This window comes from Paludisphaera borealis (assembly GCF_001956985.1).
Taxonomy (GTDB): Bacteria; Planctomycetota; Planctomycetia; order Isosphaerales; family Isosphaeraceae; genus Paludisphaera; species Paludisphaera borealis.
Map to the genome: position 1 here is coordinate 1,263,285 of NZ_CP019082.1, position 26,242 is coordinate 1,289,526.

The 26,242-nt window shown below is 65.7% G+C and carries 19 protein-coding genes and 1 tRNA gene; 9 read left to right on the forward strand and 11 right to left on the reverse strand.

Annotated features, from left to right (window positions below):
- Positions 1-32: 32 nt before the first annotated feature.
- Genes BSF38_RS04905 through BSF38_RS04925 form a run of 5 tightly spaced genes read right to left on the reverse strand, consistent with a single transcriptional unit; the run spans position 33 to position 4,023 of the window.
- Positions 33-701, reverse strand: a complete 669-nt coding sequence (locus BSF38_RS04905; protein WP_099091947.1) for an urease accessory protein UreF — start codon at positions 699-701, stop codon at positions 33-35.
- 33 nt (positions 702-734) lie between these two features.
- Positions 735-1,397, reverse strand: a complete 663-nt coding sequence (locus BSF38_RS04910) for an urease accessory protein UreE (RefSeq protein ID WP_076343719.1) — start codon at positions 1,395-1,397, stop codon at positions 735-737.
- 34 nt (positions 1,398-1,431) lie between these two features.
- On the reverse strand, positions 1,432-3,150 hold the full coding sequence (locus BSF38_RS04915) for an urease subunit alpha (protein WP_076343720.1): 1,719 nt from the start codon (positions 3,148-3,150) through the stop codon (positions 1,432-1,434).
- A gap of 24 nt (positions 3,151-3,174) precedes the next feature.
- Positions 3,175-3,672 (reverse strand): urease subunit beta, encoded by a 498-nt coding sequence (ureB, locus tag BSF38_RS04920; protein ID WP_076343721.1) that lies wholly within the window; start codon positions 3,670-3,672, stop codon positions 3,175-3,177.
- A gap of 48 nt (positions 3,673-3,720) precedes the next feature.
- The gene (locus tag BSF38_RS04925; protein ID WP_076343722.1) at positions 3,721-4,023 is read right to left on the reverse strand and encodes an urease subunit gamma; all 303 of its coding nucleotides are present in this window, start codon (positions 4,021-4,023) and stop codon (positions 3,721-3,723) included.
- A 1,570-nt stretch (positions 4,024-5,593) separates the two neighbouring features.
- Between BSF38_RS04925 and BSF38_RS04930 the strand changes: the two genes are divergently transcribed.
- On the forward strand, positions 5,594-6,382 hold the full coding sequence (locus BSF38_RS04930) for a YiiX/YebB-like N1pC/P60 family cysteine hydrolase (RefSeq protein WP_168189310.1): 789 nt from the start codon (positions 5,594-5,596) through the stop codon (positions 6,380-6,382).
- Between the two features lie 36 nt (positions 6,383-6,418).
- Here BSF38_RS04930 and BSF38_RS04935 read toward each other — a convergent pair whose 3' ends face one another.
- From BSF38_RS04935 to BSF38_RS04950, 4 genes are all read right to left on the reverse strand, one after another.
- Entirely contained in the window at positions 6,419-7,132 is a 714-nt protein-coding gene (locus tag BSF38_RS04935; protein WP_145951969.1) for a hypothetical protein, read from the reverse strand.
- A 277-nt stretch (positions 7,133-7,409) separates the two neighbouring features.
- A complete protein-coding gene (locus BSF38_RS04940) occupies positions 7,410-7,613 on the reverse strand; it encodes a hypothetical protein (RefSeq protein WP_076343725.1) in 204 nt (67 codons plus the stop codon).
- 106 nt (positions 7,614-7,719) lie between these two features.
- Positions 7,720-8,850: a DUF1559 domain-containing protein gene (locus BSF38_RS04945; RefSeq protein WP_076343726.1), complete on the reverse strand. Its 1,131-nt coding sequence runs from the start codon at positions 8,848-8,850 to the stop codon at positions 7,720-7,722.
- Positions 8,851-9,307: 457 nt separating this feature from the next.
- A tRNA-Arg gene (locus tag BSF38_RS04950) sits at positions 9,308-9,381 on the reverse strand.
- A gap of 262 nt (positions 9,382-9,643) precedes the next feature.
- Between BSF38_RS04950 and rimO the strand changes: the two genes are divergently transcribed.
- From rimO to BSF38_RS04975, 5 genes are all read left to right on the forward strand, one after another.
- A complete protein-coding gene (gene rimO / locus BSF38_RS04955; RefSeq protein WP_076350599.1) occupies positions 9,644-11,092 on the forward strand; it encodes a 30S ribosomal protein S12 methylthiotransferase RimO in 1,449 nt (482 codons plus the stop codon).
- 72 nt (positions 11,093-11,164) lie between these two features.
- Positions 11,165-11,779, forward strand: a complete 615-nt coding sequence (gene pgsA, locus BSF38_RS04960; protein ID WP_237170741.1) for a CDP-diacylglycerol--glycerol-3-phosphate 3-phosphatidyltransferase — start codon at positions 11,165-11,167, stop codon at positions 11,777-11,779.
- A 92-nt stretch (positions 11,780-11,871) separates the two neighbouring features.
- Positions 11,872-12,906 carry an undecaprenyl-diphosphate phosphatase gene (locus BSF38_RS04965; protein WP_076343727.1) on the forward strand — a complete coding sequence of 345 codons (1,035 nt, stop codon included), beginning with the start codon at positions 11,872-11,874 and terminating at the stop codon, positions 12,904-12,906.
- Positions 12,907-14,065: 1,159 nt separating this feature from the next.
- Positions 14,066-15,937, forward strand: a complete 1,872-nt coding sequence (locus BSF38_RS31885) for a PD-(D/E)XK nuclease family protein (protein ID WP_237170894.1) — start codon at positions 14,066-14,068, stop codon at positions 15,935-15,937.
- A complete protein-coding gene (locus BSF38_RS04975; protein WP_076343729.1) occupies positions 15,934-19,338 on the forward strand; it encodes a UvrD-helicase domain-containing protein in 3,405 nt (1,134 codons plus the stop codon). The genes BSF38_RS31885 and BSF38_RS04975 overlap by 4 nt, the downstream gene beginning before the upstream one ends.
- 37 nt (positions 19,339-19,375) lie before the next feature.
- On the opposite strand, the gene BSF38_RS04980 is transcribed toward BSF38_RS04975, so the two are convergent.
- Positions 19,376-21,430 carry a peptidase MA family metallohydrolase gene (locus BSF38_RS04980; protein WP_076343730.1) on the reverse strand — a complete coding sequence of 685 codons (2,055 nt, stop codon included), beginning with the start codon at positions 21,428-21,430 and terminating at the stop codon, positions 19,376-19,378.
- Between the two features lie 332 nt (positions 21,431-21,762).
- Here BSF38_RS04980 and BSF38_RS04985 point away from each other — a divergent pair, with 332 nt between their 5' ends.
- Positions 21,763-23,112: a tetratricopeptide repeat protein gene (locus BSF38_RS04985; protein ID WP_076343731.1), complete on the forward strand. Its 1,350-nt coding sequence runs from the start codon at positions 21,763-21,765 to the stop codon at positions 23,110-23,112.
- A gap of 201 nt (positions 23,113-23,313) precedes the next feature.
- Positions 23,314-23,850 carry a response regulator gene (locus tag BSF38_RS04990; protein WP_083712701.1) on the forward strand — a complete coding sequence of 179 codons (537 nt, stop codon included), beginning with the start codon at positions 23,314-23,316 and terminating at the stop codon, positions 23,848-23,850.
- Positions 23,851-23,909: 59 nt separating this feature from the next.
- Here BSF38_RS04990 and BSF38_RS04995 read toward each other — a convergent pair whose 3' ends face one another.
- On the reverse strand, positions 23,910-24,464 hold the full coding sequence (locus tag BSF38_RS04995) for a DNA-3-methyladenine glycosylase (protein WP_076350601.1): 555 nt from the start codon (positions 24,462-24,464) through the stop codon (positions 23,910-23,912).
- A 308-nt stretch (positions 24,465-24,772) separates the two neighbouring features.
- Between BSF38_RS04995 and BSF38_RS05000 the strand changes: the two genes are divergently transcribed.
- Positions 24,773-26,239, forward strand: coding sequence for a hypothetical protein (locus BSF38_RS05000; protein WP_145951970.1), 1,467 nt, complete (start codon positions 24,773-24,775; stop codon positions 26,237-26,239).
- The last annotated feature ends 3 nt before the right edge of the window (positions 26,240-26,242 follow it).

Below are 26,242 nucleotides of genomic sequence, written 5' to 3' on the forward strand. Positions count from 1 at the left end.
CTCAACGCCCCTTTCCTGCCGATCCGTTCCATTCAATTCATGAACATGCGAACCGTCGCCCGGACGTGCAGCGCCGCCAGGACGTCGAACGTCGGCGCGAAGGCCGTCATGTCGTCGAGTCCGGCGTCGGCCACGCGGTCGAAGGTCGCCTCGGCTTCGCCGTTGACCTCGAACAGGATCGCCTGGGCGTCGAGGTAACTGAGCTTCATCAGCCGGAGCGCCGACGAAACCATCATGGTGGCCACTCCATATTGGTGGACGGCGAACGTCTCCCGTTCGGACAGGCCGAGCGTCGAGAAGACGACGGCCTGGCCGACGGGGTAGGTGCCGGGCGTCGTCCCCGCCTTGATCGAGGCCAGCCATCCGCCGACCACCGCCGAGGGGGCGACCGCCTCGGCCAACTCGGCCATCTTGCGACCCATTCGAACGTTCATGGTCCGCATCTCCTCGTTGAGCTTGCGGTTGAAGATCGCGCGATCGGCTCGTTCGACCCGCGCCGGGTCGCCGGCGGCCGAGGCCCGGAAAGCTTCCAGCATGCCGACGCCGTCGGACGTCGCGGCCTGGACCACGGCGGTCCTGACGAAGCGCCGGAGGCTCTCGACGTCGGAGACGATCCCGTTCTGGACCGCCGATTCGAGGCCGTTCGAAAACGAGAAGGCCCCGACTGGCAGTACGGAATCGCCGAACTGGAGGATGCGCATGCATTCAAGAATCGTCGCCACGAACGCCCTTCCTTAGTGGTGGTGATCGCCGTGGTCGTGCGTACGTGTATGAGTATGGGAGTGAGAATGGGAATGGAGGCCGCTGGGGCCGCCGCCGCCCGGCGCTTCGTCGTGCACGTGGATCGGCGTATGGACGTGCGGTGTTGAATCGGCGCCTCCGAAGAGCCTTCGCGATTCGTGAGGGGCGAGGTACGGGATGATCTCGGAGCCCGGCGCGAACTCGTAATGGATTCCCTCGAAGGCGTGCGTCTTCATGACCGAGGCCATGACCTTGCGGTCGACGGTCAGGGGGACGTACACGGTCGTCCCCTTGACCACGGCCGGCCAGTGTTGGTTTCCCAGGGCGTGACCGAGCTCGAAGCAGGTCCGCGCCAGCGTCTCGGCCGCCTGGCCGACCAGCCCGTCGAGGTGGATCACCAGGACGTCCTGGAGCACGATCCGGGCGACGATCGCGGACCGAGACGCCTCGTCCCAGGACAGGACGTCGCCGTCGTGGAGGTGGCTGTTGCGATCGAGGGCGACGGCCACCTCGGACCCCTCGCTGGTCTTGAGCCGGAACCGGTTCTTCTGAGCCTGCCACTGGTCGAGGCTGAGGACGTCGAGCCGCGCGCCTTTCAGCCGGCCGACCCAGGGTTCCTCATTGACGTTGCCGATGATCGACTCGACGAGAATCATGCGTCGCTCCTCAAGCCTGTGGGACGCCCCTTGCTCAACTGAAGAAATAGAGCTGGTTGAGCGCGATCGTCTTGGGCGGCGTGACGGTCGCGTGGACGCCGTCGACCTTGACGGCGAAGGTCTGGGGGTCGACGTCGATGTCGGGGAGGAAGTCGTTGCGGACCATGTGGCTCTTGCCCAGGGTCCGGGTGCCGTAGACCGGCCGGACGATCCTCTCGAGCCCGTATTTCTGGGCGACGCCGCGGTCGTAGGCGACTTTCGAGACGAACGAGACGCAGTTCCTGGCGAGCGTCGTGCCGAAGGCCCCGAACATCGGGCGATAGTACATGGGCTGCGTCGTCGGCAGCGAGGCGTTGGGGGCGCCCATGTTGGACCAGACGATCATCCCCCCCTTGAGGACCAGCTTCGGCTTGGCTCCGAAGAACGCCGGCTCCCAGAGCACGAGGTCGGCCATCTTGCCCGGCGCGATCGAGCCGAGCACGTCGGCGATGCCGGCCGTGATGGCGGGGTTGATCGTGACCTTGGCCACGAACCGCAGGACGCGGAAGTTGTCGTTCCCCTTGGAGTCCTCGGGGAGCGGGCCGCGGGCCTTCTTCATGATGTCGGCGGTCTGGATGCATCGCAGCCAGTTCTCGCCGACCCGGCCCATCGCCTGCGCGTCGCTGCCGATCATCGAGATCGCCCCCATGTCGTGGAGGACGCTCTCGGCGACGATCGTCTCGGCGCGGACTCGGCTCTCGGCGAACGACACGTCGGAGGGGATCTTGGGGTTGAGGTTGTGGCAGACCATGATCATGTCGAACAGCTCGGCCACCGAGTTGACGCCGCAGGGAAGGGTCGGGTTCGTCGAACTGGGCAGGACGTTGCGCTGGCCGACGACCTTGAGGAGGTCGGGCGCGTGGCCGCCGCCGGCGCCTTCGCTGTGGTATGTGTGGATCGTTCGCCCGTCGAACGCGGCGATCGAGTCTTCGACGTATCCCGATTCGTTGAGGGTGTCGGTGTGGACCGCAACGGAGACGTCGTACTCGTCGGCCACTTTGAGGCAGGTTCGAATCGCGGCGGGCGTGGTCCCGTAATCCTCGTGGATCTTGAAGCCCGCCGCGCCGGCCTCGAGCTGCTCGATCAGGGGCTCTGGGCTTGATGCGTTCCCCTTGCCCTGGAAGCCGAAATTGATGGGCAGGCCTTCGGCGGCGCGGAGCATCATCTCCAGGTTCCAGGGGCCGTTGGTCGAGGTGACGCCGTTGGTCCCGTCGGACGGTCCGATGCCGCCTCCCCAGAAGGTGGTCACGCCGTTGCTCAGCGCCGCCCAGACCTGCTGGGGGCAGATGTAATGGACGTGGGTGTCCATGCCCGCGGCGGTGAGGATCAGATGCTCGCCCGAGATGGCGTCGGTCGCCGTGCCGGTGGCCAGACCCGGCGTCACGCCGTCCATGGTGCTCGGGTTGCCGGCCTTGCCGACGCCCACGATCTTGCCATCGCGGATGCCGACGTCGGCCTTGATGACGCCGAGATAGGGGTCGAGCACCGTCACGTTGGTGATGACCATATCCAGGCAGCCGGCCGCCTGGGTGAGCTGGTTGTCCGACCCCATGCCGTCGCGCAGGGTCTTGCCGCCGCCGTAGATGATCTCGTCGCCGATGACCCGGAGGTCGCGCTCGATCTCGATGAAGAGGTCGGTGTCTCCGAGGCGGATCTTGTCGCCGGTGGTCGGGCCGAACAGGTCGGCGTACTGCTTGCGGGTGATCTTCGACATGGTGCTCCCAACCCTCCGCGACGCCTAGGATTTGGTGGATTTGAAATCTTCATGCTTGGCGCGCCGGACGGCCCGCTCGAAGTTCGGGCGATAGTCCGGCGTCGGGCCTTCGCCCGTCCAGCCGTTGACCAGATCGTTGAAGCCGTAGCAGCGCTGCTTGCCCCCCATCGGCACCAGCGTCACCTTTTTCTGGTCGCCGGGCTCGAAGCGGATCGCCGTGCCGGCGGGGATGTCGAGCCGCAAGCCGAAGGTGGCGGGCCGGTCGAAATCGAGGGCCCGATTCGTCTCGAAGAAATGGAAGTGCGAGCCGACCTGGATCGGCCGGTCGCCGGTGTTCTTCACATCGATCGACTTGGTCGGTCGGCCGACGTTCATCTCGAGGTCGCCGGAGCCCAGGACCAGGCCCCCGACTTCGGCTGTTTCCTGCTTGGTGGCATGAGGCGCGGCGTCGGGCGCGCGCAGCCAGGGGCCCACTCCCCCAGCCGACTCCTGGTGCTTGGTCGATTTGGGTTTGTCGCTCATGTCGTCCCCCCTTTTCTTGGGTTTCGCGAGCCGTGCTCAGTCCGTCGTCTATTTGATCGGATCGTGTACGGTGACCAGGCGGCTGCCGTCGGTGAATACGGCTTCAAGCTGGATGAACGGAATCATCCCGGGCACGCCTTCCATGACGTCGTCCTTGGTGAGCACGAGGCCCGCGTCCTTCATGACCTCCTCGACCGTCTTCCCCTCGCGGGCGCCCTCCAGGGCCGCCGCGGAGATGACGGCGATCGACTCGGGGTGGTTGAGTTTCAGTCCCTTGGCCTTGCGCTTGTTCGCGACGTCGGCCATCGTGTAGATGATCAGCTTTTCGAGCTCACGAGGCGTCAGATGCATAAGAAACCTCCCGGTTCGGGAACCTGCTCGAGTCGACCGGGGCGTCGGCTGGATTCGCGGAATGCGCGAGGAATCGAGTCTTCAATTCTTGTGCCGTTCCGCGCGATTCATGCCGGAACGCCGGCTTTCTTTTTGAGGGAGCCGACGTCCGACCGCACGTCGAGAATCACGATCCAAGCCGCGAGCGCGCCAGGAGCGGTCGGAGCGAGGATGACCAGCGATCCCGGGGAGAAAACGTCGTCGAGAGCTCGGAGGCTCTCGTGTTTGCGCCAAGATGTTTTGACGTCGAACGGCTCGGTCGGAACGCCTCGCCTTGGGCTTCGAGATCACGAGCGAGGCGAAGGAGGCGAGTTCCCTTCCAAGCGACCAGCGACAAGTTCGAACTTATCCGTGCCCGAACCGCGAATCCAGACTCCGTTCCAAGAATTATGAAAAAAAATTCAGCAACGCGGTCGCGAGGCGCGTTGCGCTTCATCGTCCCTGCGCGGCTCGCCCGGATGCGGGCTTTCGACGCCGTCGCCATCGCGCAAGGCAGTGAGCATCACTGGTCAACTAGAAGTGCGAACTGCCCGATGCCTTCGTCTCGCCGAAGTGGAACCCGGGGAACACTCGTCGGAGTCCGTCGTCCGCCGACGAGCAAGGGGACAGGGCTCGGAGCCGGGAGGGCGTCGACGCCCGCGACCCGAACGGGGAAGTCGCGCTCCAGGACGAGCACGTGATCCCCTTGATGTCGCATGCGGAGGCATTTCGCCCGTGATATCGGGGCCGACCAACGCTCAGGACGCCCAAAAACGTTGACGAAAAGCAACAATCTCGGCTCTGTGTTCGCCCCGGGCGACGCGCCTCGCGTGTCGCCCGGGGCTTGCCTCGGGCGTAAGATCCTGTTGTGCCGATTTGCGCGAATGCCGTGGGGCTGCGTACGCGATTCGTCGGGGTTGTGCGGATCGCGTCGACTGAGGGCGCCGGGGAGGGCTGCGTTTCGTATTGACCGTTGCGCCGGTCGGGCTGTTATTCTGGATGAGGCGAATCGTGGTGATTCGGCACGCATTCTGGTATACTTATAATGACTTTGCAGTGGTGCCGGAAGGAGCTTCCGGAGCGGTTGCGCGGCGGCCGTGATGTGCGGCCGAGCGAATCATGACCTATACTTGCCCAAGGTCCTCGAACCACCGCGAGCGCGACCTGACCAGGGCGAATTGCATTCGGGTCCAAGGCGATAAACAGAGTTCGGGTCCGATAGCCGAATATTATCACCAGAGGGGTGCTGTTCGCTCCGCGTTCCAATCCGGGTCGCGTCGGCCCGGCGGTGAATTTGCTTTCTCCACCCTCCACAAGCCGATTCGATCCGCGTGTTGAGCTGAGCTGAGATGGCGAGGGAGTTGCCTCGTAGCGGCGGATGTTTCCAGAAACCTGAACGCTCGGGGTGCTTGCACCCCGGTGATTGGTTCGTGGCGGCTTCCTAGGTCGTGCTAGGCGACCAACATACTCTGGGTTCCTTAGAGAGGCCATTATGCTAGGCTTGCTTTTTCTCATCATCCCCTGGTTCACGGATGCACCGGAAGAGCGTGAAATGACGGAACGCATGGTTCCGCATGGGTTTCACGGCAACTACTGGGGCCCCCAGGCGACCAAAGCACGCCAGGAAGGCCGCTTGCCCGAAATCTCCATCACCCCACCAATGAAGCGCTGGGACGAGTGGGGCCGGAAAGTCCTCCGCAACGGCGACATCCTGTTCCGGATGGGCGACGCTCGGCTCATGCACGGCTATTTCCCGATGAGTCGCTTTCTGGCCAACGCCAGCGGTAGCAAGTTCTCGCACACGGCGATCGTGTCGATCGAGAAGGAGGGGCCGGTCGTCTATGACACGACCCGAACCAGCGTCTCCCGCCAGCCGTTCTGCGTCTGGATGCTCGACAACGTGGGCAACTTCGGGGTCAAGCGGTTGCGTTCCGAACATCGCGAGGCCGTTCCGCGCGTCATCGAATTCTGCCAGACCGTTTTCGCCAAGCAGTTGCCCTTCGACTATGACCTGAACCTTGACGACAAGGCGCTATACTGCGTGGAGATGACCGAAAAGGCCTACCGTTACGCGGGGCTCAAGCTCTCCGATCCGATCAAGTTGGGCGATATGGAGCGAGCCAGCGAGTTCCCTCTCGCCATCATGGGCATCGCCACGGCGTCGCAGTATTTTCTCGACGATCCATTGACCCTTGAGAAGGAAGTCTTTTTCCCTGGCAACGAACGCCATGGAATCTGGTCGTCGCCGAAGCTCGAAGTCGTCGTCCCACCGACGTTCACGCCGGGCTATCCCTATATGGCCGATCACGGTTTGCCGGCCGTCGCCGCGTCCGCGAACTGAGGCCGGGCCCGCACGGGACTGCCCTGGATCGCGGGCTCATGCGCTTCGATTTCGGTCTCGCGACGAAGCGGGCGCGGCAGGCCCCACGCCGGGAATCCCGTACCGGCGTGGGCCCATCGAGTCGTCGCGCCCTGGGGCGTCCGGGCGTGGTGCCGTCCGTCGGCCATGGTCGGTTCGCATCGCCAGGGCGGCTCCCAGGGCGACCAGGCCGATCCCGCCGAGTTCCAGGATCGCGTTCCATTTGACGCCGGCCAGTCTGGTCTGGATGAACGCATCGACATGGTGGAATGACGCCGCCCGGATCACGACGAACGCCAGCAGCAACACGACGCCCGCTAGGGCCGTGATGTTTCGCTTCCATTCCTTCCGGGCGATCCATGCGAACGCCGCCAGGGCGACCAGCGCGGCGACGCCGACGGCGGCGATGAAGAGAAGCTGCACCTCTCTGCGTTGCGCGTACCAGTTCTGGCTCTTCGCGAGGGTGCGAGCGACGTCGGTCAACAAGCTTTGCAGATCAAGCTGCTTGTTGACTCCGAGGAACCCGATCAGTCCGGTGAGGATCAGCCAGAACGTCGGGCTGGTGTTTGCTCCGGCTTGATCCGCGCGGCGATCCAGCCGCCATGCCCGACCGCAGGCGATCGCCGCCGCGAAGTACGCCGCCACGGTGAACCAGCCGATGGGCGTTGGGTCTCCGATCCCCGGCCGCCAATGGCCGTCGCTCATCGCCGCGACAAGGATGACGTCGTGCAAAATCAACAACTCCTGGTGCTTACCGGAATCCAGACGGACTTCACGATCCCGAGTCTACGCCGCGGCGACGCGATTGAGAACGGAAATACCTGTTCCTTCAACCCAGGCCCGCGCGTGCCCGCGACGTTGACCGTCGGCTACGATCCGAACTGGTCCGACGGCGGTCCGGACGGCCGGCACGTGGCCGTGCTCGGACGTCTGATGCCGCGCCTTTGGAGAATCTCAGGCGCGGTCCCGAGTTTGCTGGACCAGTGGCATGGGGATCGGCGAGGCGGGTTCACATGTGAGGCTTCCTGGCGTTCGATCTGCCGGTCGATTTCGCATTATGGGGCATCGCCGACTTGCTCAATTCATCAAGCTGCGCCTGCGTGGGGGCGTAGGGGGATTTCGCGATCGGGCTGTCCACGTCATTTCCACCGCAACCGGCCAGGGGGATGGTGAGAAAGGCCGCGACGATCGCCAGGCGATACTTTCGGAACATGATGGGGCCTCCGCGGGATGAGTCGTCGAATTCCTGGGACTTCGGGAAGGTCTGGACGAACGTAACGGAGTCCGTCCAGACGTGAGCCCGGCGACGGCTTGAGGGGTCAATACGAGTCGCTGCTGAGGACCTCGCCGCCGTTTCGAGTGCCGAGACCCCACCAGGCCTGGTAGCTCACGGTGTTTTTGATGAATTTGACCGAGCCGTCGCTGAAGCCGATGTTCACGCCGCCGGGATGGTTGCTGCTAGGCGGGATGCCGTCCGTATAAGATCCCCATCCGGCGGTGTTGCCATCGGCCGAGTTGTCGCAACCCGGCGCGTTGGGAGGCAGCCAGTGGTTGTACGCATCCCACATCAAGCCCGAATTGGCGTTGCCTGAGATCCAGAAATTGCCGTTGGCTGGCGCAAGCGGGCCGAAACCAGGGGTCGTCCCCGGGAGACTCTGGCACGCCGTGGCGAATTGCATGGAGGCCAGTGGGTTCGCCCCACCCTGGTCTGCCGCGACGGTCAGCCCGCTCGTGAACAGATACGTCGGCTTTCGACGAGCTGAGGAGATGGTTACCGAACTCGCGACAGGTCCCGAGCCCACCAGGGTCTCGCTGAAGAGGGCGGTATTCGAAGATCCGTCGGTCATCGACTCGATCCCGAAGGAACCGCAGTTGCCGTTCGTGTACCCCGTGCTGGTGCCCGCACCGTCGCTCCTCATCGGCACGAGGGCTCCGCTCCACGTCATCGCGGCGGCCGGACCGCCGATGTTCGCGACGTAGTTCTTCCAACCCCATGCATTCGTCGGCGTTCGCGAGTCCTCCGAAGGGCACATCATCGTCGACACCTTGGCGGCCAGCACGGTTGAATTGACCAAGCCGTTCGGAGCAGCCGGATTGCCTTGATTCACCCCCACCATGAAATTGATCGCATTGTAGAGGGGCATCTGCTCCATGTTGGGCAAGATGGACGCCGTCCAATCGAGCACCCAGGGATCACTGCCGGACTTGAGGGTTTCCGCATTGGAGATGTTCGCCACCAGCGGCGGGAAGACGTTCTGCTGCGACATGTAATTGTGGATGGCCAACCCCAACTGCTTGAGGTTGTTGACGCATTGCGCCCGGCGGGCCGCTTCACGGGCCGACTGAACGGCGGGCAGAAGTAGAGCGATCAGGACGGCGATGATGGCGATGACCACCAGCAATTCGATCAACGTGAAGGCGCGGCGATGTGACGATCCAAATGGTTTCATCCGATGTCCTTTTTGTGTTGGTCAGACGACGAGGATCGGAGGCTTCGCACGAAAGAAGTGCCGATGAATGACACTTCATGAAAAAATCATAATGAATGCGGAAGGGACCGTCGAGTACTAAATTCTTGGGGCTCGCGGAATTTGGCGGGGTCGAGGGGACTGCCGAGCGGAGATGGCAAAATAAGACGACATGATTCGCGACGCCCCGAGGAGGGAATGAATCATGATTGAGGTGATCGCGGCGCTGGCATCGCGACGATGTCGACTTGATTGCTTACTCGCCTCGATGTGCGCCTGTGCATGAGCTGTGAGCCAGATTCCGGCCAGCCATTCGAGACGGCACCGAGATAGTGGAGTTCCAGACCCTGCCGTTGGGCGATCGACTTGGAATTCTTCCAAAGACGCGCGGCGAGGGTGGCTAAGCTCGATCGAGCTTAAGGTGGGAGAGAGAGAAAAGTGCGCCCGGTAGGAGTCGAACCTACAACCTTCGGATTCGAAGTCCGCGACTCTATCCAATTGAGCTACGAGCGCAGTAGTTAGTTACGAATATAGCACGCTAAAGTCGGTTGGCAAGATGGTTGAGATGAATCCGCTGGAGTCCGCGGACCAGTGGCGAGGCGCGGGATCGAGAGGAGTTCAAGAAGTTGGGCGAATCTCGGCCACGAACCGGGCTCGATTGGATATAATAGGTGATTCCGCCTGCCGAGCTTGCTGGTTCACGTGATTTCCATTCGTGCGGATCGAGCTGATCGAACCGCCGCCGTCCGTCTTGTCGAGAACCATTGACGTTCCCATGACTTCAGAAAGTTCGCCCGAAAGCCCCGAAGTTCGAGGGACGATCTCGTTCGTCAGCCTCGGCTGTTCCAAGAACCTCGTCGACTCCGAGCGGATGCTCGGGCTGTTGGCCCAGGACGGCTACGCGCTGGTCCCCGAGGGACAGTCGTCCGACCTGGTGATCGTCAACACCTGCGGGTTCATCGACGCCGCGCGGAAGGAATCGTGCGGGGTGATCGAGGAGATGCTCGAACGCAAGCGCGACGGTCGCGTCAAGGGCGTGATCGTCGCCGGCTGCCTGGCCGAGCGCCAGAAAGACCAGTTGCTCGACGAGTTTCCGGACGTCGACCAGGTGGTCGGCGTCTTTGGCCGCGAGCAGATCGTCCAGGTGTCCAACCGCATCCTCGGCGGTCTCCACGAGCAGCGGACGCTGTTCCGCCCTGCCCCGGTCGACGCCCAGGACGACCGCGCCCGGCTCCGGATCACGCCCCGCCACCTGGCGTATCTAAAGGTCTCGGAAGGCTGCGACCGGCTCTGCACCTTCTGCGCGATCCCCTACATGCGGGGCAAGCACGTCACGAAGCCGATCGAGCGAGTCGTCGAGGAGGCCCGCGAGCTGGCCCGCGACGGCGTTCGCGAGTTGATCCTGGTTGCGCAGGACATGACGTATTACGGCGTCGACCTTTACGGTCGGCCGCGCCTGGCCGAGCTGCTCCGCGAGCTGGATCAGATCGAAGAGTTGGACTGGATTCGCATCCTCTACAACTACCCGAACTATTTCACCGAAGAGCTTTACGAGGTCCTTGGGAGTTCCAAGCGGATCGTCCCGTACCTCGACATGCCCTTGCAGCACATCAACGACCGGATGCTCAAGGTTATGAACCGCCGTCACACCCGCGCCGAGACCGAGGCGATCATCAACCGCCTGCGGGCGACGATGCCGGGGCTCGTGCTGCGGACGACGTTCATCGTCGGCTTTCCGGGCGAGACCGACGCCGAGTTCGAAGAGATGGCCGACTTCGTGGCCGCGACCCGGTTCGAGCGGCTGGGGGTCTTCACCTACTCGCTCGAACCCGACACGCCGGCCGCCAAGCTGCCGAACCAGCTTCCCGACGACCTCAAGGAAGCGCGTCGCGAGCGGATCATGACGATCCAGCAGCCGATCGCCGAGGAGTTCAACCGCAGCCTGGTGGGTCGCACGCTCGACGTCTTGATTGACGGCCGGGCGCCCGGTCAGGACGACGTCTGGATCGGCCGGACCTTCGCCGACGCTCCCGACGTCGACGGCGTCACTTTGATCCGCGACCCCGGGCTCCAGGCCGGCGACATCGTCCCTTGTGAAATCCTCGAGACCCAGGGCTACGACCTCGTCGCCCGCTCGCTGGCCCTGCCCGCCCGGCGGAAGCGAGCCCGTCCCCGGGCTCGAAAGCGGCCGACCTCGTCGCTGACGATCCTCGATGGGATGTGACGGGTCTCCCTGCTCAAGCTTTGGGCCGGCCTTGGTATCGACGTTCCTTCTTGATCCAGACTCCGGTGCGCCATGAATCGCCTCGAGAATTCCACGGTCATGGACGCCGGTCCCCGGACGGCCGGGCGGTTCTGGAACGTGCCCAACACGCTGACGGTAGGCCGGTTGGGGCTGGCCGTCTTCGATTTCCTGATGATCTCGCGCGGGTGGTACGCGTGGGCGCTCGGGCTGTTCGTGATCGCGGCCCTTTCCGACGCCCTCGACGGCTATTTCGCGCGATTGCTCAACCAAGATACGCCGCTGGGCCGTCAGCTCGACCCCTTGATCGACAAGGTGATCGTCTCGGGCGCGTACATTTACCTGGCCGCGATCCCCGGCACCGGGGTCTTCCCCTGGATGGTCACGGCGATCGTCGTCCGCGAGCTGCTGATTCAGGGGCTGCGCAGTTTGCTCGAAGGCCAGGGGCAGGCGTTCGGCGCCAAGATGGCGGGCAAGCTGAAGACGTTGTTTCAGTGCCTGTCGATCTCGGCCGTGCTCCTGTGCCTGTCGCTCGAAGCGCCGCCGTACGGGCTCACGACGGCCCGCGACGTGCTGACCTGGACGGCCGTCGGCCTGACCATCTACAGCGGCGCCAGCTACCTCACCGGCGCGATGCCGGCGCTGCGGGGCGAAGCGTCGCGACGCTAAGTGGTTTTACGTCCTAAGCTTGGGCGGAGTCGAAGGCGATTTCGCTCCCCGCCGTCTCTCCGCCCATCCTCGAATCATATTGGCGAATACTCATGGAATGGCTTGAATCCTTGATCCTTGGGATCGTCCAGGGGGTCACCGAATTTCTGCCGGTCTCCAGCGACGGACATCTTCTGGTCACGCAGCAGCTCTTCGCCTGGCTGACAGGCAACCAGCGGAGCGGTCATCAGAACATCTTCTTCGATGTGATGCTCCACCTGGGCACCGTGGCGGCGATCCTGGTCCATTACCGCCGGCCGATCCGGGAAGGCGTGCGAGGCTTCGTTTTCAATAAGCCGGACGTCGCGCCGGGGTTCGATCGAGCGTCGATCTTTCGGATCGTTCTGCTGGCGGCGGTCGCGACCGTGCCGCTGGTCCCGTTCGCCCTGTTCTTCAAGAAGCGGATCGACGCCACGTTTGAGAGCGACATCGCGGCCCCGATCGGGTTCTTGATCTCCGCGGCGATCCTCGCGCTGGTCTCGATGAAGATGCGAGGGCCGGAAGGGGGCAAGGAACCCGCCGAGACGACGTGGGTCGACGCCCTCCTGATCGGCCTGGCGCAGACGCTCGCCCCGCTGCCGGGGGTGAGTCGGAGCGGGATGACGATCGCCGCGGCCCTGGCCCTGGGCCTTTCCCGCGCCTGGGCGGTCCGGTTCAGCCTCGGGATCGCCGTGCCGGCCGTCTGCGGCGCAGCGCTTTACGAGCTGAAGGACGCGATCAAGAACCCCGAAGCCCTGGGCCTGACGCCCGACCGGATCGCACAGACGCTCGCCGCCGCGGTGATCGCCGGAATCGTCGGCTATGCAGCGATCGTCTGGCTGATCCGAGTTGTCCGAGCGGGTCGATTGTGGTATTTTTCTGTATACCTGGTTGTGATGGCGATCGTGGTACTGAGTCTGGTCTCGGCGTCCGGAAGGAGCGGCGATGGTTCCTCAACGAAGGCTCTGGACCGGACCGCCGGGGGCCGCGCTGCGGAATCATCTGCTGTCGCTCGATCCGGCTTACCGCTCGGCGCTCTGGATCGTCCCGACCCCGCTGGCCCGCGATCAAATGATCCGCGAGCTGGCCTTGCGTTCGACCCCCGGTGACGGCGAGCCTCGGGTCCGGTGCTGGTCCGACCTCTGGCGATGGGTCGCGTCGACCGTCCGCAATCGGCCAGTTCTGCTTTCGGAAGCGTCGGCCGCCGCCGTCTTCGATCAAGCGGTGCGCGACGTCGAGGCCGACGGCCGGCTGGGCGCCGTCGCCGACCTCGTCGCCTGGCCTGGCTACCGCCGACGGCTCCGCAAGCGGCTCCACGACTGGACGGTCGCCGAGCAGCGTCGCGACGACGAGCCGACTGCCGATGAGGCCGCCTCAACCGCCGAATGGGCCGTCTTCGAGCGCTATCGCCAGTTGCTGACCGACCTCGACGCCGAGGACGAGGCCGGCTTGTCGGTCTGGGCGTCGCACCGGCTCCGCGAGCGGAACGCCCGCGCGTCGACCGCCGACGGCGATCGCCTGGTCTTCCTCGATTTCGAGAGCCGCGACCGCTCGCACTGGCGCGTTCTGTCCGACGTTCTGGAGCGTCCCCGCTCCGTCGACGTGACGCTCGCCTATTACGACGACCCGGCGCTCGCCGAGGTCTATCTGGCGACGGGCTCAACTCGCGAGCGGCTGCTGGAGCTTGGCCTCGTCGAGACCCCCCTGCCCTCGAACCCGAGCCGTCCCCCCGGTCTGCGGGCCGTTGACGAGGCGCTGTTCCGCGACGCGACGCCGCGCGACGCGCGCATCGAGTCCAGCGAGGGCCTGGCTGTCTGGGGAGGCCCCGACGGCGAAGACTTCGGCCGGCTCGTCGCTCGCGAAGTTCGCGCGCTGTGCGGTCAGGGAGTCGAACCCGACGAAATCCTGATCGTGTTCCCGAGGTGGAGCGATCAGGCCGAGATCGTGTGTGAGGTGGTTCGAAAGGCCGGCGCGCCGATCCATGACGCCAGTCCGCGCGCCCTGGACGTCGAGCCCTCAATCGCGGCCTTGCTTCAGGCCGTCCGAATCCCCCTCGAAGACTGGGAAACAGAGCTGGTCGTCCGGTTCCTTCGCAACGGTCAAGTCCGGCCCGATTGGGAACGGGTCGATCGACTGGCGCTGGCCGAGGTCGCGTCGATCCTGCGAGAGACCCCCGTGTTTCGAGGGAGCCGGCAGATCCTCTCGGCACTCGAACGGGCGATGGGGAGAACCGACGAGAAGGATGATCAGGCCCGCGAGGAACGGCGGATGGACCGGTTGTCGAAGGCTCATGAGGTGCTCAAGAGCCTGATCGGCGTCCTCGACCCGCTGAATCAATCGCGTCCGTGGTCGGAGCATGCTTCGGCCCTGCGTCTGGCGGCGGGGACGCTGGGCCTGGGGACGCGCGACGGTCGGGCGCTCGAAACGCTCTGGGACGCCCTCGAAGACCGTGCCGAAGTCCTGGAAAAGCTGGGACGCGGTGCCGAGACGGTCTCGTGGAGCGAGTTCGTCGACAAGCTGGCGTCGGTGACGGCCGAGACGCTCTCGCCCCGTTCGGCCTCGACGCCCGGCTCGATCCGCACGGCGGTCGTCGAGGAGGTCGCGGGCTGTCGGGCGTCGCACGTCTTGCTGGTCGGCCTGGTGGAAGGAAGCTTCCCGAGGCGGTCGGCGGTGCAGCGGTTTTTGGAGCTGCGGCCCGGCGACGAGCCGAGCCCTTCGGCTCGTTCGGCCTACGCGCGGGAGACGCTCCGGTTTCTTCAGACGCTCGGATCGGCCGATCGGGGCGTGCTGCTCTTTTATCCGACGACCGACGCCAAGGGACAGCCGCTGTTGCGGGCCGGCTTTCTCGACGACCTGCTGGGCGCGTTGTCGTCGTCGGCCGAGTCGGCCTGTCATCGGTCGTACGCTCGGTTCCACCCCGCGCTGCTCGATCGCGAGGACCTGGCGGTCACGCCGGCCGACGTCCGTGTGCTGGCCTCGGCCCTGGCCGGCGAGGAAGGCCGGTTGGCGAAGCTTCGCTCGCTGGCCGGCGACCCCGCGCACCGGATCGTGCTCGAAGGCGCGGCGGCCGCGCTCTCGGCCCTCGAACGCCGACGCCGCGGCACGCCGTACAGCGAATTCGAGGGGCTGATCAGCGACCCGGCCGCGGTTGCCTCCATCGCCCGCTCATTCAGTCCCGAGACGCACACCTTCAGCCCAAGCCAGCTCGAAACCTACCTGAGCTGCCCGTTCCAGTTCTTCAGCAGGCACGTCCTGCATCTCAAGCCCATCGAGGAACGCGACGAGCTGGCGGAAGACTACACCGAGCGCGGCAGCCGGCTTCACGACATCCTGGAGGAGTTCGAGAAGCGCAAGGCCGAGGCGGTCGACGAGCGCTCCGATGAACAGCTTCTCGTCGCGGCCATCGACAAGGTCCTGTCGCGCGAGCTGGTGGAGCTGAGCGAGCTGGATCTCGGCCTCCGCGAGTTGGAGTACGGCCAGATTCAACGGATCATCAACCAGTACGCGCGCCAGCGGTCGGCATACGAGAGCGATGCACCGTCGTCGCCGGTGCCGCAGTGGTTCGAGTTCGGCTTCGGAGACCCAGACACCGACCACCCCGACTTCAAGCTTTCACTTGGCGCTGAGATCGTCAAGCTGCGAGGCCGGATCGACCGGATCGACCGGATTGAAACTGAGGCCGGACCGAAGTTCCGGGTCATCGACTACAAGAGCGGCACGCCTCCCAGCTCGAAGGAGGTCGCCGACGGCCGGATGCTTCAGCTTCCGCTTTACGCGATGGCCGTCGAGAAGTTGTTGTTCGAGAGCGGCGACGTCGGCTTACTCGACGTCGGTTACTGGGGGCTCAAGGACAAGGGGTACAAGCCGATCGTCTTCCAGGAATGGGAAGAGGTTCGGCACACGCTCGTGGAGCGAGTGTTCCATGTGATCGGCCAGTTGCGGAGCGGTGAATTCGTGGTTGATCCGCGTAAGGACGGCTGCGAAACGTATTGCGAATATCGAGGGGTCTGCCGGATTCGCCAGGTTCGAGCCGCCGCCAAGAGCCGCGACGTCGGGCCGACGGTCTCGGCAGAAACGACGGTCGCCGGGCGCAAGCCGCGAACCCCGCGCAAGACCAAAAAGACGACGGACGAGACATGAGCGAACCAGCCGGCGATCAGGTTCGATTGACGACGGAGCAGCGGCGGCCGCTCGTGACCCGCGAGGTGAGCGTCGCGCTGGCGGCGGGGGCCGGATGCGGCAAGACGACCGTGCTGACCGAGCGGTTCCTCGGCGAGATCGACGGCGAATCGGGCCGCCCGCTCCGCGCGCTCGCCGCGATGACGTTCACCGACAAGGCCGCGCGCGAGCTTCGCCAGCGGATTCGCGCGCGCTGCCGGTCGAAGCTGGCGGCCGGCGAGAACCCGTCGTGGTGGACCTCGGTCCTCCGCGCTCTCGAAGCCGCTCCCATCGGCACGTTCCACGAATTTTGCGGGCGGCTGCTGCGCGGCTACGCCCGGGGGCTGGCCGTCGACCCCGAATTCGCGATCCTCGACGCCACGATCGCCGGCTCATTGCGTGAGCAAGCGGTGGGGACGTCGATTCGCCGGCTCCTCTCGCGCCGTGATCCCGACCTGCTCGCGCTTGGCGTCGTCCATGGCCTGAAGCCGATTCGCGAGATGCTCGAATCCGCCCTCGCCAACCGCACGCCCGACGAGATCGATCCGCTTTGCAGCCTCGCGCCCGAGGAACTCGTGAAACGCTGGCGCGCGGCGTGGGCTAGCCGAGGCCGGCCCGCGGTCCTGTCGAAGCTCGGGCCCGCCGCCCGCCGCTGTCGGAGCTTTCTGGAAAACCTTGAGGAAACCACGCCCAAGCTGCTCGCGCTTCGTCAGGAAGTTCTCGACGCCTTGTCCGCCGTCGATGCGCCGAGCTGCAGCGATGACGACATCGCGCGGCTGCGCGAGTCGGCCAGGATTGCCGGACTGCGCGGCAAGGATTGGCCGAACGACGCGATCAAGGAAGACCTGAAAATGGTTTTCACGGATCTCCGCGACGGTATCGGCAAGGTGCTGGAAAAGTCGATCTGGGACGAGGGGGTGACTCGCGAGTCGGCCGAGGAGGTGATTCAGTTCGCCCGGCTGGTCCGCGAGGTTCGCACCGACTATGACGAGCTGAAAGTCCGGCACCGAGGGCTCGATTTCTCCGACCTGATCGTGCGGACGCGCGACGTGCTCCGCGACCTTCGCGGCACGGTCGACACGGCCGCGACCGACCTCGACCCCACCGCGCTCGAGTTCGTCCTGATCGACGAATTCCAGGACACCGACCAGGTTCAAAGCGACATCCTTCGCCTGTTGGGCGAGGGGGCGTTCCTTCACGGTCGGATGTTCGTGGTCGGCGACGCGAAGCAGTCGATCTATCGGTTCCGAGGCGCCGAACCGGCGATTTTCGGGCGCTGGCGGGACGAGTTCTTGGAAGCCGGTCGGCTGCGGCTCTCTGAGAACTTTCGGACGCTCCCGCGCGTGCTCCACTTCGTCAACGCCCTGTTCGCCGACTTGTTCGGAGAGCAGAGTCGGCTGGGGCCAGTGCGGCCGGACCACGGCCCGGGGCCGAACGTCCACTTCTTCTGGGTTCCGCCCCCCGCGACGGATGACGACGAACAGCCCGCGAAGCCGTCGGTGCTGGACGGTCGGATTCGCGAGGCCGAGGCGCTCGCACGCTGGCTTCGTCTGCGCATCGACGCCGGCTGGACGGTCGTCGATCGCAAGACCCGGGAGATTCGCCCCGCGCACCCCGGCGACGTCGCCTTGCTGCTCCGCGCCATGACCGACGTCTGGCCCTACGAGACCGCTCTCGCCGATCAGGGCTTCGAGTACCACACGATCGGCGGTTCAGCGTTCTATTCCCAGCAAGAGATTCTCGACGTCGTCAACCTGCTATCGGTCGTCGAAGATCCGCTCGACGAGGTCGCGCTGGCCGGCTGCCTGCGGAGCCCGTTCTTCGCGATGACCGACGAGGGGCTTTACTGGCTCTCGAAAGCCGTGCCGGGCGCTGGGCTGAGCCTGGGGCTGAACGCGGCCTCGGAGGCGCCGGGCCTCTCGCCCCACGACCGCAATCAGGCCGAGCGCGCCCGGGCGCTCCTGGCTCGCTGGCGGGGGCTGAAGGACCACGTCCCGATGGCCGACTTGCTCTCGCGGATTCTCGACGAGTCGGGTTTCGAGGCGGCGCTCGTCTGCGAATTCCTGGGCTCGCGGAAGCTCGCCAACGTCCGCAAGCTGGTGCGGACGGCTCGCGATTTCGACCGTCGCGGCGGTTTCGGCCTGGCCGATTTCGTCGGCCGCCTTCGAGCCTTCGCCGACGACCCCCCGCGCGAAGAGCAGGCGACGACCACTGAGGAAGACAGCCCGAGCGTCCGGATCATGACGGTCCACCAGGCCAAGGGGCTCGAATTTCCGATCGTGATCCTCCCCGACCTGAACAAGAACGTCGGCGCCCGGACGACCTCGCTGGGCTTCGATCGCGAGTTGGGGCTGGTGCTCAAGCCTCGCCCCGAAGCCGGCGTCAAGGAAGCAAGCGAGAGCGGCAGTGACGAGAGCCTGGGCTGGCGGACCTTCCGGGCGATCGAAGACCACGAGGAGCGAGAGGAGGCGCTTCGGCTGTTTTACGTCGCGGCCACGCGCGCCCGCGATCACCTCGTGCTTTCGGCTGGCTTCGGGACGCCGCTGGAGGCCGTGTCGGTCGCCAAGCTCTCGCCGGCTCTCAACCTTGTCTGGGAGCGGTTCGACGGGCCATCGGGCCGCTGCCTCGTCTCACTCCCGGATGGCTGGCCGACGCCGGAAATCGAGGTCATCGACGTCGCCAGCCTCGAACCGACCGAAACACGCGCGTCGCGCCGTCCGCGCGTCGACCTTCTGGAAATCGTCGACGCCGTGGTCGGGACTCCGTGCGATCGAGACGGTTCGTCGCCGTCGCGTGGGGCTCTCCCTCGCTTCATCGACCTCGACGGGCCGAGGCTCGACGGCTCGCGCGCTTCACGAATTGGCGGGCTGATCCGCGAGGCGGCCGTCGATCCGGACTTGCTGGCGGGCGAATCTCCAGGGGAGGTTGCGGCGCGCGTCGGCGGGCGGATGACGCCGTCGGCGGGCGGCGGGCCGATCGCCGAGGCCGAGCGCTGGCTTGGGGCGTGGGTCGAGAGCCCGTTCTTCGGCCGGTTGAAGACCGCGCCGGCGGATCGGCTGCGTCGCGCCCGGGGCTGGACCTTGCAAGGAACGTCGCGGGTTGTTCGCGGCTCGTGCGACGCGATCGTTCAAGGAGAGGACGGCGGCTGGCGGCCGTTGGTCTTCCTGGCTCGGGGCGAGTCGGAATCGTGGGGGCGGCTGCGGGCGTCGCTCTCGATCCCCGCTCTCGCGCGTAGCGGGTTCCAGACGGTCGGCCCCGCCTGGCTGCTTCGGGTTGGGACGGACGGATCGCTCCGCGTCGAGCGCCGCGCCGCGCTCGTCGGGGCCGATTTCGACAGCCTGCTTCGGCTCTGGCTGGACGCCGGCGCTCTCGAACCGGACTGAGGCGAGACGCAAGAGCCTTCAAGGCCTCAGCCGCGAATCACTTGAGCCGGGGGGAAGGCGAATCGGCCGGGGCGGAGGCGTCGGCCGTCGCGACTTGCGAGGCCTGCTGGCGGGCGTATTCGCTCCACCGGGTTTCGAGGTCGTCGAAGCCCTCGAACCTGTAAACCTCGCGAAGCGCGGTTTCGGGGCCCTTGCGTTGCGAGCTTTTGACGAACGCGACGAACTGGGCCGCGGTCCCCTGGCGGACCAGGAACTGGGTCAGCGACACGCTCTGGGCGTAGAAGAGGTTCCAGTGCTTGGCCTCGGGGTAGTCAATCGCCATGAGCTGGCTGAGCTTGAAGAGGCGATGCTCGGCCAGAGGGGCGTTCAGATCGGAGGCGCGTCCGGCCTGCTCGGAGGCGGGTTCGGCGAGCACGGCCATGCCTTCGTCTGCCCAGCGGGGAATCTGCTGATCGGTGAAGACGTCGGCGAGCACGACGTGCGTGACCTCGTGCGGCAGGATGGCCGAGAGCACTTGAGGATGATCGGCGCGGAGGTTCACGCGGCGGGCGACGATCTGATCGCCGCTCACGCCCATCGTCGAGAACCCCGGCGAGGTCTCGGGCTGGCCGGTCATCCGGGCGAAGTCGCGCGCGGTCGGATAAAGATAGATGTCGCAGCGCGGTGTCCAGGGGCTGTGTACGCCCTTGCTTGCCCATCGCGTCCCTTGGCGGGCGCGAACGGCTTCGGCGGTCTCGGCCGCCTGTTCGGCGAGGGCCGGATCGGTGTGGTAGATCCGGAAGCTGGCGGTTTCTTGAATTTGCCAGTTCGGGGCCGACGCGGAGGGCGTCGGAGCCGCGGCCTGCCCCGGCGCGGGGGCGTTCGCGGAGTCGCCGTCGCCGGTCGAGGACGGCAGATCGAGGCGCTCTTCGCCTCCCGCGCGTCGAGCCCGGTCGTCGACAGGGGCCGGCGGTTGCGGCTTTTGCTCGGCCTCGGGCTCTTCGGGCGCAGCTCCGCGAACCACCAGGCTGCCCGCTCGGCCCGACGGACGTTCGCCGCGACGCGCGGCGGTGACGCGGTCCCTCAGGTATTCGCCGTACCAGTTGCCGGGGGTCAAGACCTGGACGCTCTGGATCTCCTTCTCGATGTCGTCCCATTCCTTGGTGGTTCGCGGATGGGCGTTGATCCGGGCGACGACGGCGGCCCACCGGCAGTAGGCCCAGACCTTCTTGCGCGCCGAGGGGAGGCGGTCCTTCGCGGCGAGGGCGGCGTAGAGCTTGCCGGCCTGGTCGTACCGCTTCTGATTGAAGAGGGCGTCGGCCGCGGCGAGATCCTTCGACGGCGCGGCGGCGGCCGGAGGACTCGGAGCCTCGGCCTGCGACGCGTTGGAGGCGGTCCTTAACGAGTCGTCTCGCGTGGAAGGACGCGCGGACCTCATCGGCAAGATTTCGTCGGCGACGGTGAGGGGCTGAGGCGCTTTCGCTGGGGGGGGAGGAGGCGCGGACTTCCCGGGCGCCGCAACCACGTTGGCGCCCGCGCCGGGGGAGTCGAGCGGCGGTAAGGTGTTGGCTGCGGAGAAGGCGTCGGGTTCGGCGAAGGCGCGTGGGTCGAGGGGCTGGTCGTTTCGAGGCACGGAAGCCGGCTCGGCGGCCTTGGGGGCCGGTTTCGGCGTCGGCATCGTCTCGATTTCGGGGACGGCGGGCGTTTTGGCGGGTTCGGGAACGGGAGTCGGCTCGAAGCTCGGCGGTGCCGTGATTTCGGCGGGGACGACCGCGGGGGCGGCGTTTGGGCTTGGGCCCGGCTGAGCTTCGAGGATCGCTAGATCGTCTGTGTAGAGGTCGGCTTCCTGAGTTTTGCCGGCCGCCTGGGCCTCGCGGATCAGGCTCTGGTAAGTCTGCTTCAGCAGGTCGAGGATCGCTTTCCGGTCGTCTCCCCGCGAATCGCCGAGGGCGTCTTCGAGGGCGACGGCCGCCGCTTTCAGATTCTTGCTCGCGATCTGCTTGCGAGCCTGGGCGATTGCGTCTTTCGCGCCCGGCGCGGCCTTCAGCGAGCCCTGTGGGACTGCGACGACGACCGCCGTGGCGAGCGTGAGGATCCAGAAAACCTGGCGCATGACGTCCGTGTCCTGCTTGAGAGTCCGATCGAGCGCGCGCCTCGCCGAGGACCCGGCAGGCCGGCAGAGTATGCTTGGAACCGGTAATCCCGTCAACGGGAATCCGTTCGGACCTCGAAATGTCAACGACGAATGCGTGAGCGATTCTCACGGTTCGATTTCACGTCTGCTGGCGATCGGGTCGCGGCGGCTGTCGCTGGACAGCACCGGGCTCGACCATGTTATAGTCGAGAAACACATTCCATTCGAGGTCGCCGGCCGGCTGCCCGGTCGGTGCGGGAAGCTCAAGGGCCGGGGGCGAGCGCGTCGGCGGTGGGCGTGGAGACCAGGGTATGAGCAAGTCGTCGGAATCGCCTCCCGTGACCGCTGTTCGGCCGCCCACGGCGAAAGCCCCGCGCTCGTACGTGACGTCGTGGCTGGTCGGGCCGCTGATCGGCTTCACCGTCGTCGCGATGGTCGTCGTTCTGGTCTCGCTGTCCAGATCGAACGACCCCGATCAGCTCTGGGGATCGGCCGAGGCGGCGCTTCGCGAGGGACGCCTCAACGACGCGGCGGCGGCCGTCGAGCTTTTGTCGAGGGCTCGCGACCCCGTGCCACGCGACTGGATGCTGCGCGCTCAGGTCGCCGTGGCCCGGAAGAACGTCGACGAGGCCATGGAAGATCTGGGACAAATCCCCGACGACGACCGCATCGCCTCCCAAGCCTGGCTCTTGAAGGGGCAGGTCGAACTTCGCCGCAATCGCGCCAAGAATGCCGAACTGGCTCTGCGCAAGGCCCTGACGCTCGACCCCACGCTCACTCAGGCCCACCGCGAGCTGATCTTCATTTATGGAATGCAACTGCGGCGCAACGAGTTGAACGAGGAGTTCAAGGCGCTGTCGGAGCTGACCGAACTGACCTATGACAACGTGTTTCACTGGTGTCTGGTCCGCAACTGCATCTGGGAGCCGGGCGAGGTTGCCCAGACGCTCGCCGAGTTCCTCGCCGCCGACCCCACCGATCGGCAGACGCGGCTGTCGCTCGCCGACAACTACCGGCGCCTCGGCCTGTTCGACGAGGCCGATCTGGCCCTGGCCGAGCTGCCCCAAGACGACCCCGAGGCGCTCGCTGGCCGGGTCATGCTGGCGATGGACCGGCGCCAGGAAGAACTCGCCGAGGAGCTGCTGGCCAAAGGGCCGGCCGACGACCCGAACCTCGCGCGGATTCGAGGCCGGATCGCCCTGGCCCGCCGCAATGGTCCCGACGCCGTCCACAACTTCCAGATCGCCTACGATCACGAACCCGGCGACCGCGATACGCTGTTCGGCCTGATCAACGCTCACGAGCTGTGCGGCGACGACGCGGCCGCCCTTCCCTTGCGGCAAGCCGCCAAGAACCTGGAAATCTTCAACACCTTGATGCAGCGCGTCTCCGCGCCAGGGGGCCGTAAGGACGCCAGCCTCATGAAGGAGATGGGCGCGGCCTGCTCGTCGCTCGGGTTCATTCCAGAGGCCCGCTCGTGGTACAAGCTCGCCATCGCCCGCGATCCGCTCGACGCCGTCTCGCAGCAAGCTCTCTTCCGCCTGAACGCCAAAGCCCGAGCAAACGATCCGCCAGCCGACCACCCTATCCCCCCGACGCCCCGCACAACCCCTGAAAGTCGTGCGAGCCGCCCCGATATCAGCCTCCGTCCACGGCCGTGAGCTAGGCTTGGCATGAAGCTTGCCAAGTAAAGGAGAGATCGGAAGCCCGATCACTACCCCTGCAGGCGGCCGGTCGCTCACGATCGGGCCTGCCTACCGATGCGTCAACGGAGGATGACGAATACGTGCGGCTGAACCGAAAATCCGTCGGGTTTGGCGCGGTAGTTGCTGTTCGTGTAGCTTCGTTTGGAGGGAGCGAAGATGAATATGAAAGCCGAGCGGTGCCGCCAGGTTCATCGCAGTGTTCTGATTATTGACGACAACGAAGACCTGGCGCTCTCGCTTTCGTGTCTGCTCGAGTGCTATGGATGCCGGGTCGACGTTGCGTTCGACGGCCCGGAAGGGGTGCGCCTGGCCCTCCAGAATCAGTTTGACATCGTCTTCGTCGACATCGGGCTGCCGACGATGTCGGGGTACGAAGTCGCCCTGGCGATCCGCGAGAAGAACGGCGAGCCGCCGATCCTCCTGGCTCAAACGGCGTACAGCCAGCCCGAAGACGTCCGACGGTCGTTCGAGGCGGGGTTCGACGGGCATCTCATCAAGCCCGTTCAACCTGCCGAGATCGTGCGTCACGTCGTGGAAGGTCGCGCCGCGTTGTCGAGGCGAGGTAAGGGTTCGGGAGGCGGTTCGAAGCCGACCGACGTGTCAAAGTCGCAAGCCGGCTTCCCGTTCGGAACGTTCAGCCCCAAGAAGCACGAAGCCCAATCCGCCTGGCGGGGCGATGCGCCGAGGGATTGACGAGCACGCGGTCCCACCTCCACCTTCTCGCCCCAAGTGAGGACGGTTCCTCGCACTCTCTAGCGTCGCGACAGGAACGGATTGCCCTCGATCGTGAATCGAAGCGGTCGATGGACCCAGTCGCCCGCGTAATCGACGCCGACTCGCGGCCCGGCGACGACCTTGAACCGAGTCTGGCGCCCCTCCGGACGCGCAATGTAGAGCACACCTCCGAGCAAGTCGTGGCCGTTCAGGCTGCGATCGATGCTCAACGCCCGGCACAACCGCCCCGGACCGTTCGTCGCGCCTTCGATCCCGGAGACCGGCTCGAGCGCCCGGATCAAGACGGCCGACGCGTGTTCGCCGGGGCCGGTCACGGCGTTGAGGCAGTTGTACATTCCGTAAATCAAGTAGACGTAGGCGTGCCCGGGCTCACCGAACATGACCTCGGTGCGCGCCGTGCGCCCCTTGGAGGAATGCGCCGCCAGGTCGTGCGGACCGACGTACGCCTCGACTTCGACGATTCGGCCGATGCGATCGATCCCGTCGACGCGGTGAACGAGCCACTTTCCCAGCATCTTCGGCGCGACCTGCTCCGCGTTGTGATCGTAGAAATCTCGGGGCAGGATGTTCATGAAATCCAGAATAAACGAGTCCGGACGATCGATCAACACGACGGCGGCGGCGGCTTGGCGTCGGGAATCTTCGCGGCGGGCGGCGATCATGAATTGATCCGCCCCGCGACGCGTCGTAGCCTGTGACTACACGACGACGACTCCAGTTATGAGTGGCTGTGGACACGATGACGTTTTCCACCGCGATCAGGACGACGAACATGCCGGACACGTTGCGCAGACCGTCGGCGGCGTATGTACTCCTCACAGCGCTTTCCCTCTCCGTCGGGTGGGGAATCCGGGGGAATTTCGGGCACGAATACGGCGCAATGATGCCTGGAGCTCTGGCGGCGATGGCGGCGGTCTTGCTCTCGGGACGAACCGACTGGTACGGCCGGACGCCGTACTTCGCGATGTTCGGCGCCTTGGGGTGGTCGTTCGGCGGCAGCATCTCTTATATGCAGGTGATCGCCTACACTCACTCGGGCCATTCCGAGTCGGTGCTCTACGGCTTCGCCTGCCTTTTCGTGATCGGTTTCCTCTGGGCCGCGCCCGGCGGGGTGGGTACGGCCTTGCCCGCGGTAGCCAGTCGCGACCGGCTTACCGAACTGTTGGGACCGGTGTCGGCCGTGCTCGCGGCCTGGCAGGTCGAGGGCTGGTTGGTCGAGCCATGGCTGCATCGTGTGGGGTATTCGCTCAACTGGTTCGACACCGACTGGCTCGGCGCGCTGGTCGCCCTCGGAGTGGGGCTCGTTCTGGCCATGGCGCGGGGAAGGGTCGATCGCGCGACGTCGTTGATCCTGTACATGGCCGGCGGTTGGTGGGTGGGCTTCGTGATCCTGGTGCTCGTTCTCGGCCTGCGGATGACGCCGCCGCGCGGCGACAACTGGGCCGGCTGCCTCGGCATGACCGTGGGACTGTTCGTGTACTGCCTGCGCACCGGATTGCCCGAGGTCGCGCGGGCGGGCGTCGTCACGGGGGTCGTCGGCGGGATCAGCTTCGCCGGGGCTTCCATGATCAAACTGGTCGCGGTGACCAGCGGATTCGTCACCAACTGGCACAGCGTTCTGGAACAGACGACCGGGTTCATCAATGGCCTGGGCGTCGCGCTCGCCATGTGGCACCTGGCTCGCTGGTCGGCGCCGGTCGATGATCGCGTCACGTCTTCGGACGCAAGGCCCTGGGCCAAGCCATTGGCCGTCGCGTTCACGCTGCTGGCGATCCCGATGGTCAACCTCAAGAAAAATGCCGGCGATTGGGTGAGCGCGAAGGCGGTGCCGGCCGAGATGTACGGCTTCTCGGCCGAGGCCTGGCTCGGTCTAGCCTTCGCAATTGTGGCGGTCGGGTTGTTCGCCGTCTTGTATCGACACGCCCGAAGGCCGATCGCCGTCGTTCCCGAGAGTCGGCTGGGGCAAGGGCAAGGGCTCTACCTGCTCTTGCTGGCGATCGTGGTGATCGGCAATTTCGAGCGAATCCTGGTGCGATTCGCCGATCAGCGGCTGATCACCGAAGGGGTGATCCACGTCAACGCCGTGATCTGCGCGGTGCTCTTGCTGCTGGCGTCGCCGTCGCGAGACCAGGAGGCCGCATCGCCTTCGCCTCGGCTCGAAGCTCGCGAGCGGCCGATTCGGTGGGGGAGGCTGGTTGCGGTGTGTGTGGCGGCGTCGCTGCTCGCGATCTTCGCCGATTGGGCGATCGTGCGGGGAATTTACGGCGATCGCTTCGCCGGTCACGCCAGCCTCCATATCCGCTTCGGACCGCGGGCGACGGTGAACAGTCCCACCTCGCCGCGCTAAAGC

Coding starts and splice junctions, on each gene's coding strand:
- BSF38_RS04995 (WP_076350601.1), bottom strand. CDS start 24,464: ATGAACATCCTGCCCCGAGATTTCTACGATCACAACGCGGAGCAGGTC.
- BSF38_RS04965 (WP_076343727.1), top strand. CDS start 11,872: ATGGAATGGCTTGAATCCTTGATCCTTGGGATCGTCCAGGGGGTCACC.
- BSF38_RS04910 (WP_076343719.1), bottom strand. CDS start 1,397: ATGATTCTCGTCGAGTCGATCATCGGCAACGTCAATGAGGAACCCTGG.
- BSF38_RS04945 (WP_076343726.1), bottom strand. CDS start 8,850: ATGAAACCATTTGGATCGTCACATCGCCGCGCCTTCACGTTGATCGAA.
- BSF38_RS04915 (WP_076343720.1), bottom strand. CDS start 3,150: ATGTCGAAGATCACCCGCAAGCAGTACGCCGACCTGTTCGGCCCGACC.
- BSF38_RS04925 (WP_076343722.1), bottom strand. CDS start 4,023: ATGCATCTGACGCCTCGTGAGCTCGAAAAGCTGATCATCTACACGATG.
- BSF38_RS04940 (WP_076343725.1), bottom strand. CDS start 7,613: ATGTTCCGAAAGTATCGCCTGGCGATCGTCGCGGCCTTTCTCACCATC.
- ureB (WP_076343721.1), bottom strand. CDS start 3,672: ATGAGCGACAAACCCAAATCGACCAAGCACCAGGAGTCGGCTGGGGGA.
- BSF38_RS04985 (WP_076343731.1), top strand. CDS start 21,763: ATGAGCAAGTCGTCGGAATCGCCTCCCGTGACCGCTGTTCGGCCGCCC.
- BSF38_RS04975 (WP_076343729.1), top strand. CDS start 15,934: ATGAGCGAACCAGCCGGCGATCAGGTTCGATTGACGACGGAGCAGCGG.
- rimO (WP_076350599.1), top strand. CDS start 9,644: ATGACTTCAGAAAGTTCGCCCGAAAGCCCCGAAGTTCGAGGGACGATC.
- BSF38_RS05000 (WP_145951970.1), top strand. CDS start 24,773: ATGATGCCTGGAGCTCTGGCGGCGATGGCGGCGGTCTTGCTCTCGGGA.
- BSF38_RS04980 (WP_076343730.1), bottom strand. CDS start 21,430: ATGCGCCAGGTTTTCTGGATCCTCACGCTCGCCACGGCGGTCGTCGTC.
- BSF38_RS04930 (WP_168189310.1), top strand. CDS start 5,594: ATGACGGAACGCATGGTTCCGCATGGGTTTCACGGCAACTACTGGGGC.
- BSF38_RS04990 (WP_083712701.1), top strand. CDS start 23,314: ATGAATATGAAAGCCGAGCGGTGCCGCCAGGTTCATCGCAGTGTTCTG.
- pgsA (WP_237170741.1), top strand. CDS start 11,165: ATGAATCGCCTCGAGAATTCCACGGTCATGGACGCCGGTCCCCGGACG.
- BSF38_RS31885 (WP_237170894.1), top strand. CDS start 14,066: ATGGACCGGTTGTCGAAGGCTCATGAGGTGCTCAAGAGCCTGATCGGC.
- BSF38_RS04905 (WP_099091947.1), bottom strand. CDS start 701: ATGCGCATCCTCCAGTTCGGCGATTCCGTACTGCCAGTCGGGGCCTTC.